Origin of the sequence: Pseudomonas sp. SJZ079 (genome assembly GCF_007993865.1) — a bacterium.
Lineage (GTDB): Bacteria > Pseudomonadota > Gammaproteobacteria > Pseudomonadales > Pseudomonadaceae > Aquipseudomonas.
The window spans coordinates 126,146-139,072 of the sequence record NZ_VIUH01000009.1 but is presented as its reverse complement, the minus strand read 5'-3'; the positions used below and the strand labels follow the sequence as shown (position 1 = coordinate 139,072).

12 protein-coding genes are annotated in these 12,927 nt (G+C 64.6%); 8 read left to right on the top strand and 4 right to left on the bottom strand.

Annotated elements, in window-relative coordinates; genetic code table 11:
- Positions 1-95: 95 nt before the first annotated feature.
- The 3 genes from FBY03_RS10975 to FBY03_RS10965 form a co-directional block, all read right to left on the bottom strand.
- Entirely contained in the window at positions 96-1,745 is a 1,650-nt protein-coding gene (locus FBY03_RS10975; protein WP_147172335.1) for an acyl-CoA dehydrogenase family protein, read from the bottom strand.
- Positions 1,742-2,383, bottom strand: a complete 642-nt coding sequence (locus FBY03_RS10970; RefSeq protein ID WP_147172333.1) for a TetR/AcrR family transcriptional regulator — start codon at positions 2,381-2,383, stop codon at positions 1,742-1,744. Before FBY03_RS10970 ends, FBY03_RS10975 begins: the two co-directional genes overlap by 4 nt.
- A gap of 307 nt (positions 2,384-2,690) precedes the next feature.
- On the bottom strand, positions 2,691-5,072 hold the full coding sequence (locus tag FBY03_RS10965; protein ID WP_147172331.1) for a hybrid sensor histidine kinase/response regulator: 2,382 nt from the start codon (positions 5,070-5,072) through the stop codon (positions 2,691-2,693).
- Between the two features lie 320 nt (positions 5,073-5,392).
- Between FBY03_RS10965 and FBY03_RS10960 the strand changes: the two genes are divergently transcribed.
- From FBY03_RS10960 to FBY03_RS10940, 5 genes are all read left to right on the top strand, one after another.
- A complete protein-coding gene (locus tag FBY03_RS10960; RefSeq protein ID WP_025167599.1) occupies positions 5,393-6,187 on the top strand; it encodes a hydroxymethylpyrimidine/phosphomethylpyrimidine kinase in 795 nt (264 codons plus the stop codon).
- A 13-nt stretch (positions 6,188-6,200) separates the two neighbouring features.
- Complete coding sequence (gene thiE / locus FBY03_RS10955; protein WP_147172330.1) at positions 6,201-6,830, top strand: thiamine phosphate synthase; 630 nt, start codon at positions 6,201-6,203, stop codon at positions 6,828-6,830.
- Between the two features lie 53 nt (positions 6,831-6,883).
- A complete protein-coding gene (gene hemL, locus FBY03_RS10950; RefSeq protein ID WP_147172328.1) occupies positions 6,884-8,173 on the top strand; it encodes a glutamate-1-semialdehyde 2,1-aminomutase in 1,290 nt (429 codons plus the stop codon).
- Positions 8,173-8,838, top strand: coding sequence for a hypothetical protein (locus tag FBY03_RS10945; protein WP_147172326.1), 666 nt, complete (start codon positions 8,173-8,175; stop codon positions 8,836-8,838). The genes hemL and FBY03_RS10945 overlap by 1 nt, the downstream gene beginning before the upstream one ends.
- A gap of 69 nt (positions 8,839-8,907) precedes the next feature.
- Complete coding sequence (locus tag FBY03_RS10940; RefSeq protein ID WP_147172325.1) at positions 8,908-9,456, top strand: tetratricopeptide repeat protein; 549 nt, start codon at positions 8,908-8,910, stop codon at positions 9,454-9,456.
- 73 nt (positions 9,457-9,529) lie between these two features.
- Here the strand turns inward: FBY03_RS10940 and FBY03_RS10935 are convergent, their stop codons facing one another.
- A complete protein-coding gene (locus FBY03_RS10935; protein WP_079204654.1) occupies positions 9,530-9,853 on the bottom strand; it encodes a DUF1820 family protein in 324 nt (107 codons plus the stop codon).
- A 128-nt stretch (positions 9,854-9,981) separates the two neighbouring features.
- Here FBY03_RS10935 and miaB point away from each other — a divergent pair, with 128 nt between their 5' ends.
- From miaB to ybeY, 3 genes are all read left to right on the top strand, one after another.
- Positions 9,982-11,325 (top strand): tRNA (N6-isopentenyl adenosine(37)-C2)-methylthiotransferase MiaB, encoded by a 1,344-nt coding sequence (gene miaB, locus FBY03_RS10930; RefSeq protein WP_147172323.1) that lies wholly within the window; start codon positions 9,982-9,984, stop codon positions 11,323-11,325.
- A gap of 145 nt (positions 11,326-11,470) precedes the next feature.
- Complete coding sequence (locus FBY03_RS10925) at positions 11,471-12,475, top strand: PhoH family protein (protein ID WP_147172321.1); 1,005 nt, start codon at positions 11,471-11,473, stop codon at positions 12,473-12,475.
- A complete protein-coding gene (ybeY, locus tag FBY03_RS10920) occupies positions 12,468-12,926 on the top strand; it encodes an rRNA maturation RNase YbeY (RefSeq protein ID WP_147172319.1) in 459 nt (152 codons plus the stop codon). Before FBY03_RS10925 ends, ybeY begins: the two co-directional genes overlap by 8 nt.
- Position 12,927: the final 1 nt, after the last annotated feature.

Genomic DNA, 12,927 nt, shown 5'->3' with positions numbered 1-12,927 from the left:
GTCCAGACCAACGGCGCGATCATTCAGGCCGCTCGCCAGCCGCGCGGAACGCGCGCTACGGCTGCGGGCAAGCACTCGCCACCGCGCTCATGCGCTCACAGCAGATGGGGTGTACTGCGCGCCACCAGCGCCTCGGCCGCCACACCCCGCGGCAAGGTGCCGTAAACCCGCCCGCCCTCGCCCAGCCGGCTGGCGATAAAGGCATCGGAGACCATCGCGTTACCCGCCTCCAACAGCAGCTTGGCTTGCAACGCCAGCGCCACGTCTTCGGTCAACTGGCGGGCGCGGTACTGGATATCGCCGGTGTCGCGAAACGCCGCCTGCAGGCGCTGGATATGTGCCTTGAGCCGCGCATCGCCATGACCGTCACCCAGCTCGCCGAACAACGCATCGAGCACCCCGGGTTCCTTGGACAGGGCGCGCAGCACGTCCAGGCACTGCACATTGCCGGAGCCTTCCCAAGTCGAGTTGACCGGCGCCTCGCGGTACAGCCGCGGCAGGATGCTGTCCTCGACGTAGCCGGCGCCGCCCATGCACTCGGCGGCTTCGTTGATCATCGCCGGGGCGCGTTTGCAGATCCAGTACTTGCCCACCGCGGTGACCAGGCGGGCGAACTTGTTCTCCCGCTCGTCGGTCGGGTTGTCCAGTGCCTTGCCCATGCGCAGGGTCAGGGCCAGGGCGGCCTCGCTTTCCAGGGCCAGATCGGCCAGGACGTTCTGCATCAGCGGCTGTTGATTGAGCACGCGGCCGCCGACCTGGCGGTAGGCACAGTGATGGGCGGCCTGGGTCAGGGCCTGACGCATCAGGGCGCTGGAGCCGATCATGCAGTCGAAGCGGGTCAGCGCCACCATCTCGATGATGGTCGGCACGCCACGGCCTTCCTCGCCGATCATCCAGGCCAGGGCGCCACGGTATTCCACCTCGCTGGAGGCGTTCGACCAGTTGCCCAGCTTGTTCTTCAGGCGCTGGATATACAGCTCGTTGCGGCTGCCGTCCGGCCTGTGGCGCGGCAGCAAGAAGCAGCTCAGGCCCTTGTCGGTGTTGGCCAGGGTGAGGAAGGCGTCGCACATCGGCGCCGAGCAGAACCACTTGTGGCCGACCAGTTCATAGGCCTGTCCTGGTCCCGCAGCGCCGACCGGATAGGCGCGCGTGGTATTGGCGCGCACGTCGGTGCCGCCCTGCTTCTCGGTCATCGCCATGCCGATGGTCGCCCCGCTTTTCTGCTCGAGCGGCAGGTTGCGCGGGTCGTACTGGGTCGACAGAATCTTCGGCAGCCACTGCTCGGCGACATCCGGCTGCAGCTTGAGCGCCGGTACGCTGGCGAAGGTCATGGTCAAGGGACAACCGCTGCCGGCCTCGGCCTGGCTGTGCAGGTAGCTCATGGCGGCGCGGGCCACCTGCGCGCCGGCGCGCGGCTCGGTCCAGGGCATGGAGGGGATGCCATGCTCGATGGCCGCGCTCATCAGCTGGTGGTAGGCCGGATGGAACTCGATCAGGTCAATGCGATGGCCATAGCGATCATGGCTGTGAAACACCGGCTTGTTCTCGTTGGCGAGAAAGCCCGCGGCCATCAGCTCGCCACCGGCCAGGGCACCGTAGGCGTCGATCCGCGCCTCGGCCCAGCCGCCCTGGTAGCGCCGCGTCCACTCCTGCAACGGCAGGTCGACGCGATAGAGGTTGGCGCCGTCCAGCGGCGGCACCTGATTGAACACTTCATGGGTTTCGGCGAGCAAATGCGCTTTCATGACTTGGGCTCCTCGGCGCCAACGGCGCGCAGACAAAAGGTGATCAGGCTCTGGCTGACTTCCGCCAGGTCCAGGCTCTGGCGTCCCGCTTCACGCGCCGCTCGGGCGGGCGGCGACAGCGGGCCGACCAGGGATTCGGCAATAGCGCCGACCAGGCAGGCGGCGATCAGGCTGAAGTGCTGTACGCGGAAGACCCCGAGGGCGGCGCCCTCCTCCAGCAGCTCGACGAACAGATCGGCATAGGCCTCGCGGTACAGCAGGCGCTGTTCGTCGACTTCCGGGTCGACCGGTTCGGCGATCAAGGCAAAGGCCAGCCGCCGACTGTGCCAGGCCCGCGCGGCGAACTGCTGCAGCCCGGCGGCCAGGCGTGCGGCCGGATTGCCGGGTGCACGCAGGATCTGGGCCAAGGCATCCACTTCGCCCTGGCTGGCGGCGGCGAACACCTCGGCGGCCAGTTCGCCCTTGCTGCGAAAGTGCCGGTACAGGCTGCCGGTGGCGATACCGGCAGCCTCGGCCAGCGCCTGCATGGTCAAGGCGGCGAAGCCACCCTCGCTGACGCGGCTCAAGGCGCAGGCGAGGATGCGCTCGCGCAGCGCCAGATCACGGTCGAGGCGTAACACGCTGGTACGGTAAGCCATAGTCTGAATCCTGATTCACTGTGCTTTAAGTGAATCAGGATTCAGAACTTGATAACAGGGGGATTCACGGCAGATCAGCCGCTAAAAACGCCAAGAGCCGACAAACTCATGCTGCCAGTCACGCCGCAGCGGATCGCATCCGCGCCAGGAGCCTGTCGGACTTGATCGTCCGTAACGAGGGAAAGTCCGGTTTGAGTCGGTTTTGCCGATCTGTCGAGGCGAATAGCGCGCTATTTAACGAGGAAGAACGGCTAAATGGCCAAATCCGGCTTTTCCGCAGTAGGGCAGCGTTAAGTCCGACAGGCTCCTAGGCCCTCTGGCTCAACAACCAGTCGTGCAAGAGCAGGCGCAGCTCCTCGAACTTCACCGGCTTGGCCAGGTAGTCGCTCATGCCGGCCGCCAGACAACGCTCGCGATCGCCACTGTGGCTATGGGCCGTGATCGCCAGCACCGGCAAATCGACATACTCGGGTAGCGCACGCAGCGCTCGACAGGTGGCAAAGCCATCCATCACCGGCATCTGACAATCCAGAAGGATGGCGTCGACCGCCTCGCCACGCAGCAGTTCCAGCGCTTCGGCGCCGTTGTCGGCGGTGCGCACCCGATAGCCGAGTTTGAGCAGCATGCCGCGGGTCACCAGCTGGTTGATCGCATTGTCCTCGACCACCAGCACCGTGCATTGCGCCGGCTCGCGCAGGGCCTGCATACCCGGGCGACGTACCGGCACAGGTGCGGACTCGGCCTGCGCCGGCAGCGCCAGCGGCACATCCAACTGGAAACGACTGCCCTGACCGGGCTGCGACTCATGACTGAGGTTGCCGCCGAGCAAGTCGACCAACTGTCGACAGATCGCCAAGCCGATGCCCAGACCGCCGTATTCACGGGTCATGGAGCCGTCCAACTGGTGAAACTGCTGATACAGCGCAGCGTCCTGCGGCGCATTGAAGCCGACGCCGGTGTCGATCACCTCGATACTCAGCGGCAGGTTAGCGCTCACGCCGCCGACGCGCCTGACCCGCAGCCGCACCTCACCCTGCGCGGTGAACTTGATGGCGTTGTCCAGCAGGCAAGCGAGGCTCTGTGCCAGCTTGCCGGCATCGCCCTCGAGGGTATCCGGCAGGCTCTGGTCCAGCTCCAGGACGAAGCTCAGGCCTTTTTCTTCGGCGCGCGGGGCATACTGCACGCGCAGGCTGTCGAACAACCCGCGCAGGCTGAAAGGCTCGCGGCGCGGATAGAGCTTGCCGGCCTGCAACTCGGTCAACGCGAGGATGTCGTTGACCATGCGCATCATGTCCCGCGCCGAGCCGGCGGCGGTCTTCTGATACTGCGCCTGCTCGCCCTGCAGTTCGAGGGTCTCCATCAACTCCAACGAGCCGATCACCCCGTTCATCGGCGTGCGCAACTCGTGGGTGACGGTGGCCAGGAACTCATCCTTGAGACGGTTGCTGTTGGCCAGTTCCTGGTTCAGCGTCTCCAGCTTGCGCCCAGTTTCCTGGAGGATCCGCGTACGCTCCTCTTTCATCGCATTGATGCGGTCGGCCAGTGCCAGGGACAACAGGCCGACCTCGAGGGCTGAGCCGATCTGACTGGCGTACATGGTGAGGAAGATGTTCGGCAGGTAACCGAGCACCATCAGGCTGTTGATCAGCCCGCCGAGGAGAAAGGCGCTCCAGGCGAAAATGAAGTAGCGCGCCACGCGCATGCCGCGCAGCCAGGCAATGATCCCCGCGGCGAAGATCACCACGGTAAACAGCAAGGCCAAGTAAGTGGCCAGGCGCAGGGATAGCGCATAGCTGACCGTCAACGCCAGGAGCATCACCCCGGCGCCGCAGGCCATCAGCAGCAACAGGGTGCGATCGATCCAGGGGCTGTGTTCGCCGGTGTGCAGAAAAGTCCGGGCGAACTGACACCCGAACAGCGCCGCCGAGCCGATCATGAACGGCGTGGCGGCATTCGCCCACCAAGGGCTGTCGGGCCACAAGTACTCGATGCCGGCGCCGTTCACCGAGATCTGGTAGAGGCCGAACGAGGCGATATAGAGGATGTAATAGAGGTAGCTGGTGTCGCGCACGCTCAAGAAGATAAACAGGTTGTAGATCAGCATCACCAGCAACACGCCGTAGATGATGCCGAGCACATAGATGCGCGCCGGTTGTTCCTCCAGATAGGCGGTGGGCGACCAGAGGGTCAGCGGCGCCTGGATCGAGCCCTGGCTCTGCAGGCGCAAATAGACGCGCTGAAGCTGATTCGGCTGCAGCTTGAGCTCGAACAGGTAGTTGTTTTGTTTGATCTCCCGGCTGGCGAACGGCAGCGCATCGCCGGTGCGCCGAACCAACTGGAAATCGCCCTGACCATCATCCAGGTACAGTTCCAGGTGATCCAAGGGCGGGTAGGCCAGCTCCAACAGCCAGGGCTGCTGACCCCCGAGACGCTGCGGGCGGTACTGCAGATCCAGGCGCAGCCAGAACACCGAACGCGAATAGCCGGCGTTCAATACGTCTTTGTCGTGCTGGCGAAAACTGCCCTGCAGGGCCGGTGAGGTGACCTCGTCGATGGTCGTAGTACCGCGCACGTCTTCAAATACCGACATCGATCGGCCAAGCGGCAGGGCACGAGTGTGCTCATCGAACACTACGGCAGCGGCGAATGCCGGCCAGGCGGCCAGCAGAAAGATCAGGATGTGACGCATGCGGCCCCACAGAGACGATGTCGGGATGCGCCGGAGAGTCCCTCCTCCCCTGAATGACACCGCCCCGCATGGCCTGGTTAGTCGAATACCCCACACTCTAGCACAGCCTTGGGACGGAAAAGCCTAGTCGACAGAAACCCGGCAGATTCGCCGAAACGGCTCTGGAATGCGCCTTAGCGAGCAAGTCCGAGCAACCGTCAAGCGCCCCCGAGAACGTTACTGCGCCGATCAGGTTACCCACCCATGGCGAGCCCCGCCGCGACGCTCAAGCGTCGCCTGGACAGGTCAAAACAAGCCGTTTAATGGTAAGCTCGCGCACCATGAAAACGCCGAATTCACGCCCTGTAGTGCTTTGCCTGTCCGGTCACGACCCTTGTGGTGGTGCCGGCCTGCAAGCCGATATCGAAGCCCTGCTCGCCCAAGGCTGCCACGCCGCCCCGACTGTGACCGCACTGACCGTGCAGGACAGCGTCAACGTCCAGGACTTTCGCGTGCTCGATCGCGCCTGGGTACTGGCTCAGGCGCGAGCGGTCATCGCCGATCTGCCGGTGGCGGCCGTCAAGCTGGGCATGCTCGGCTCGGTGGAGATGGTCGACACCGTGCTGGAGATCATGCAACAGCTACCCGGTGTGCCCCTGGTCTGCGACCCCGTACTGAGGGCCGGCGGCGGCGGCGCCCTGGGCCAGGACGACGTCGGCTACGCCATGCGCGAGCGGCTGTTCGCGCTGTCCAGCATCGCCACGCCCAACCTGCCGGAAGCGCGCATCCTCGCCGAGCTGCCAGACGGCACGGCGGATCAGTGCGCCGAGAAACTGCTGCCTTATATCCGTCACCTGCTGATCACCGGTGGCCACGGCGACGAACGCGAAGTGCACAACCGCCTGTACAGCCGCGACGGAAGCCAGCACACCTTCGTCTGCCAGCGCCTGCCCGGCAGCTACCACGGCTCCGGCTGCACCCTGGCCAGCGCCCTGGCTGGGCGCCTGGCCCTCGGCCAGGAACTGGTCAGCGCGGTGCAATTCGCCCTCGACTACACCTGGCGCACCTTGCGCGACGCCGAGCAACCCGGCCACGGCCAGTACCTGCCGCGGCGCCTGCCCTTGGATTTCTGTTGATGGAGAACTGCCAATGAAACTGCAAGGCCTGTACGCCATCACCGATAGCCAATTGTTGGCCGACGGCAAGCTGCTGCCCTACACCGAAGCCGCACTGAAGGGCGGTGCCAGGCTGCTGCAGTACCGCGACAAGTCGAGCGAGAACGCGCGCCGCCTGCGCGAAGCCGAAGCCCTGCGCGAGCTGTGCGAGCGCTATGGCGCCGCGCTGATCATCAATGACGACGCCGAACTGGCGGCGCGACTCGGCGTCGGCCTGCACCTGGGCCAGAGCGACGGTTCGCTGGCCGCCGCCCGCGCCCTGCTCGGACGCCAGGCAATCATCGGCGGCACCTGTCACGCACAACTGGAGCTGGCCGACATGGCCGCCAGCGAAGGCGCCAGCTACATCGCTTTCGGGCGCTTCTTCAACTCCGCCACCAAACCCGGCGCGCCCGCGGCCACGCTCGATCTGCTGCAAGCCGCGCACGAGCGCTTCAGCTTACCGATAGTCGCCATTGGCGGCGTCACCCTGGCCACCGCCCCCCAGCTGATTGCCCGCGGCGCCAGCATGGTCGCGGTGATCCATGCGCTGTTTGCCGCAGACTCGGCAGCGCAGGTCGAGCAGCGCGCGCGTGCCTTCAGCGCCCTGTTCGCCGACACCTAATTGCTTACCCGGGCGACTGAGCTCGCCCCGACTCGAATATCAAGAGGTTCGCCATGTCACGCTCGCAAGTCCTGTTCGCCAATGCCCAGAAGCACATCCCCGGTGGCGTCAACTCGCCGGTACGCGCGTTCAAGAGCGTCGGCGGCACCCCGCTGTTTTTCAAGCACGCCGCCGGCGCCTACCTGGTCGACGAAGACGACCAGCGCTACGTGGACTACGTCGGTTCCTGGGGGCCGATGATTCTCGGCCACAGCCATCCGCAGGTACTGGATGCGGTGCGCCAGCAACTGGAGCACGGCCTGTCGTTCGGCGCACCGACCGCCATGGAAACCGAGATGGCCGACCTGGTCTGCAGCCTGGTGCCATCCATGGACATGGTGCGCATGGTCAGCTCCGGCACCGAAGCGACCATGAGCGCGATTCGCCTGGCCCGCGGCTTCACCGGTCGCGACAGCATCCTCAAATTCGAAGGCTGCTACCACGGCCACTCCGACAGCCTGCTGGTCAAAGCCGGCTCCGGCGCCCTGACCCAGGGCGTCCCGAGCTCCGCCGGGGTGCCGGCGGACTTCGCCAAACACACCCTGACCCTGCCCTTCAACGACCTCCAGGCGGTCGAGCGGATGCTCGGCGAAGTCGGCCAGCAGGTGGCGTGCATCATCGTCGAACCGGTAGCCGGCAACATGAACTGCGTGCCACCGGCACCGGGCTTCCTGCAGGGTTTGCGCGAGCAATGCGACAAGCACGGCGTGGTGCTGATCTTCGACGAGGTGATGACTGGCTTTCGCGTCGCCCTCGGCGGCGCCCAGGCGCATTACGGCGTCACCCCGGACCTGACCACCTTCGGCAAGATCATCGGCGGTGGCATGCCGGTCGGCTGCTTCGGCGGCAAGCGCGAGATCATGGCGTGCATCGCCCCGCTTGGCCCGGTCTACCAGGCCGGCACCTTGTCCGGTAACCCACTGGCCATGGCCGCCGGCCTGACCACCCTCAAGCTGATCAGCCGTCCCGGCTTCCACGCCGAACTGAGCGACTACACCACCCGCCTGCTCGACGGCCTGCAGCAACGCGCCGATGCCGCCGGCATCCCCTTCGTCACCACCCAGGCGGGCGGCATGTTCGGCCTGTACTTCAGCGAGCGCGAGGCCATCGTCACCTTCGACGACGTGATGACCAGCGACAGCGAACGCTTCAAGCGCTTCTTCCACCTGATGCTGGAGGGCGGCATCTACCTGGCACCCAGTGCCTTCGAGGCCGGCTTCACCTCCATCGCCCATGGCGACACAGAACTCAAGCTGACCCTGGACGCCGCCGAACACGCCTTCGCCGAGCTGAAAAAAGCCTGATGCAGTACAGCACCGCCGCCTCCGACGGGCTCTTGGCGCTGGCCTGCCTGGCCTGCGTCATAGCCCTCGGCAAGGCCCGCGGGCGTTACCCCGAGGCCGATCAACCGGCGCTGTTCTGCGCCCTGCTCGGCTTTCTCCTGCCGGCTGCCGCCGCCACGAGCGGCGCACTGCGCTACGGCCTGGATCCCAGCTGGCAGGCCGCCCACCTGTGGCTGAGCCAGGCCAGCAGCTTTCTTGGCCTGCCCCTGCTGAGTCTGGCGGCGTTGAGCCTGGGACGAGGTTGGGCCTGGAGCCGACCGAACTGGGGCCGGGCGCTATTAGGGCTATGTGCCTTCTTCGAGCTGTTCCGACAGATGAACCTGCTTGAGGACTACCGCCTGCTATTGGGCCTGGCGAGCATGCTGCTGATCCTCTATGCCGGCGCCAGGCAATGGCCACGACGCGCTCCGGCTCTGGCCGCCGCTGGCGCAGTGGGCCTGTTTCTGCTGGTGGGGTTGGCCGTCGGCACCCTAGGCATTATCGGCCCCCTGCGCCGCGTCGACCTGTTCCACGCCCTACTGACACCCGCCTACCCGTTAATCGCCTGGCTAATACTGGATCTGCCTGGCTGCCGACGGAAAAAACCCGCTCAAGACCCTGTAAGATCGAACCGTCTTATTTCATAATGCGACGGCTGGCGCGCTGCGTCGGCCGGGCTATTCACCCGCCCCGCTTGCTGAGGTCCCGTTATCCAGATGATCCGCACCGGCCGCACCCTGTCTCTGGGCTGCCTGTTGCTTGTACTGCCGTTACTTGCCTGCGCAGGCGGCAACTCCCTGCTGATTCCGGCCACCAGCAGTTGCTCGCTGAACAGCCCACCCGAGGACTTGCCGGACGCCCTGGCTGCGTGCCAGGAAGCTGCGCACAACGGCAGCCTGCAAGCGAAATACGAACTCGGCGAATTTTTTTACGACGGCAAGCGCACGCCGCGCGACCTGCAGCAAGCGCTGAACTGGTTCGAACAGGCCTCACTGCAAGGCCACGCCCAAGCGCAGTACCGCCTGGGCATGATGTTCTTTCGCGGCGAAGGCGTGCCGGCGAACAATGTTCAGGCCTATATCGTGCTGAAAATGGCGGCGGTCAATGGCTCAGACGAGGCCATGGACAGCGCCGACCTGGTCTCGGCGCAGATGCCGCGCGACGAACTGGAAATAGCCAGCCAGGTGCTCGGGCAGATTTTCCGCAACTACCTGCTGGAATTGCAGACCGCCGACGAGCGCTCCCCGTTCGCCCCCCTGCCGTAACCCTTGCAGCCTAGGCGCGGTGGCGCGAGCGCAGGGGTTTGACCTCAGGCGCCGCACGCACCCCGCAGCCACTTCATTTGTCCGGCATGGGCATGGGAAACGGCATGACATTACCGCCACCCTTGGCCTCGCTGATCTTCGGCGTGCCCAAACGCTCGACCTCGTCGATGCGGATGATCGCGTGCATCGGCAGGAAACTGCGCACTACGCCGTCGAACTGGGCCTTGAGCTTTTCTTCGCTGGGGTCGACCACCACCTGGGTGCGTTCGCCGAAGACAAACTCCTCCACCTCAAGAAAGCCCCACAGATCGCTTTGAAAAATCTGCTTGGCGTACATTTCGTACACCTGGCCCTGATTGAGGAAAATGACCTTATAGATAGGCTCGCGCTTGCTCATGGATAGCAGTTCAGACTGGAGAAAATGAAGGGCGCAGATAATAGCACAGCCACCGGGCAGCCAACCCTAGGAAGCCAGCCGTCGGACCACTATAATGCGCGGTTCTTCGAATCACCCTTTGAGCCCGCATGACCAAGAAGCTTTATATTGAAACCCACGGCTGCCAGATGAACGAGTACGACAGCTCGCGCATGGTCGACCTGTTGGGCGAACATCAAGCCCTGGAAGTCACCGAACGCGCGGAAGATGCCGACATCATCCTGCTCAACACCTGCTCGATCCGCGAGAGGGCTCAGGACAAGGTGTTCTCCCAGCTGGGTCGCTGGCGCGAATTGAAACTGGAAAAACCTGATCTGGTGATCGGTGTCGGCGGCTGCGTGGCCAGCCAGGAAGGCGCCGCCATCCGCGATCGCGCGCCCTACGTCGACGTGGTCTTCGGCCCGCAGACCCTGCACCGTTTGCCGGAAATGATCGATGCCGTGCGCACTACCAAGCAGCCGCAGGTCGATATCTCCTTCCCCGAAATCGAAAAATTCGATCGCCTACCCGAACCACGTGTCGACGGTCCTAGCGCCTTCGTCTCGGTGATGGAAGGCTGTAGCAAGTACTGCACCTTCTGCGTGGTGCCCTACACCCGAGGTGAGGAAGTCAGCCGCCCGCTGGTGGATGTGCTCGGTGAAGTCATCCACCTGGCCGACAACGGCGTGCGCGAAGTGACCCTGCTCGGGCAAAACGTCAACGGCTACCGTGGTGAGACCCGCGAAGGTGGGATCGCCGACTTCGCCGAACTGTTGTATGCCGTGGCGGCCATCGACGGTATCGACCGCATCCGCTACACCACCAGCCATCCGCTGGAGTTCTCCGACGCACTTATCCAGGCCCACGCGGAGATCCCCGAGCTGGTCAAATACCTGCACCTGCCGGTGCAATCGGGCTCGGATCGCATCCTCGCCGCGATGAAGCGCAACCACACCGCCCTGGAATACAAGTCGCGTATCCGCAAATTGAAGGCCGCGGTCCCCGGTATTCTGATCAGCTCAGACTTCATCATCGGCTTCCCCGGCGAGACCGAGAAAGACTTCGAGCAGACCATGAAGCTGGTCGAAGAGATTGGCTTCGATTTCTCCTACTCTTTCGTCTACAGCGCACGCCCCGGTACCCCGGCGGCGGACCTGCCCGACGAGACCCCGGAAGAACTGAAGAAGCAGCGCCTGAAAATTCTCCAGGAACGCATCAATCAACTGGGCTTCGAGAATAGCCGGCGCATGGTCGGTAGCGTGCAGCGCATTCTGGTCAGCGACTACTCGAAGAAGGACCCCGGCATGCTCCAGGGCCGCACCGAGAATAATCGGGTGGTCAACTTCCGCAGCGACAATCCGCGCCTGATCGGCCAGTTCGCCATGGTGCGGATCGACGACGCCATGCCGCACTCGCTACGCGGCACCTTGTTGACGGCACTCACCCCGGCCTGAGTCGGCCGCTGAGAGGGTCCCGCGAGCCGTGCTCGCGGGCTCTCCGGTGAGCTGCTAAAGTCGCAGTTAGCCAAGCTTCCCCCCTCGCACGGCTAGCGTTATTCTTCGCTTCACTACCCTGCCGACTGGCGGCCACCACACGACCTTGAACATACCCATAGAACCCCGTCGTTTTACCCTCGAACCCTTCGATGCTCGCCGCTTCGCTGACCTGTGCGGGCAACTCGATGAACACCTGCACCTGATCGAGCAACGCCTGGGCATTGAGATCCGCAACCGCGGCAATCAGTTCGAGCTGCTCGGCCCGCCAGAGCGCACCCAGTCCGCCGAACAGCTGCTGCGTCGCCTGTACCGCGAGGCCAAGAACAGCGAGCTGTCTCCGGATACCGTGCACCTGGCGCTGCATGAGTCCGGCATCGAAGAGCTGGCCAATCCGGGCGCAGAAGCCAGCGTGACGCTGCGCACGCGCAAGGGCATGATTCGCCCGCGCGGCGCCAATCAGCAGCGCTACGTCAAGGCCATCCTCGAACACGATATCAATTTCGGCATCGGCCCCGCCGGCACCGGCAAGACTTACCTGGCCGTCGCCTGCGCAGTGGACGCCCTGGAGCGCGAGCAGGTTCGGCGCATCCTGCTGGTGCGCCCGGCGGTCGAGGCCGGCGAGAAACTCGGCTTCCTGCCCGGCGACCTGGCGCAGAAGATCGACCCCTATCTGCGCCCGCTGTACGACGCACTGTATGAAATGCTCGGCTTCGAGCATGTCGCCCGACTGATCGAGAAGCAGGTGATCGAGGTCGCGCCCCTGGCCTACATGCGCGGTCGCACGCTGAGCAACAGCTTCATCATCCTCGACGAAAGCCAGAACACCACCATGGAACAGATGAAGATGTTCCTCACCCGCATCGGCTTCGGCTCCACCGCGGTGATTACCGGCGACATCACCCAGGTCGACCTGCCGCGCGGTACGCGCTCGGGCCTGACCCACGTGATCGACGTGCTGCATGAAGTGCCCGGCATCAGCTTCACCCACTTCAAGCCCAAGGACGTGGTGCGCCACCCGCTGGTGCAGCGCATCGTCGAGGCCTACGAGCATCACGACAACCGCCTGCACGGCAAGCTGGACGACGACCAGGACAACGGCAATGCTTGAACTGGATCTGCAACTCGCCAGCCAGGCCAGCCCACTGCCCGACGAAGCCCAGTTTCGCGCCTGGTGCGCCCTGGCCCTGCGCCAGCGCACAGCAGACTCCGAGCTGACCATTCGCCTGGTCGATGAAGCCGAAGGCCGCGAGCTGAATCATCGCTACCGACAGCGCGACTACGCCACCAATGTCCTGACCTTCCCTGCCGACGTGCCCGACGAGCTGCTCGACATCCCGCTGCTCGGCGACTTGGTGATTTGCGTGCCCGTGGTCGAGCGCGAGGCCATCGAACAGGGCAAGCGCCCGGAGGCGCACTGGGCGCACCTGGTGATTCACGGCTGCCTGCACCTACTCGGTTACGACCATATCGAGGATGCCGAAGCCGAGGAAATGGAAGCACTGGAACGCACATTACTCGCCGAACTGGGTCATCCCGACCCCTACGCCGGCGACGAATAAC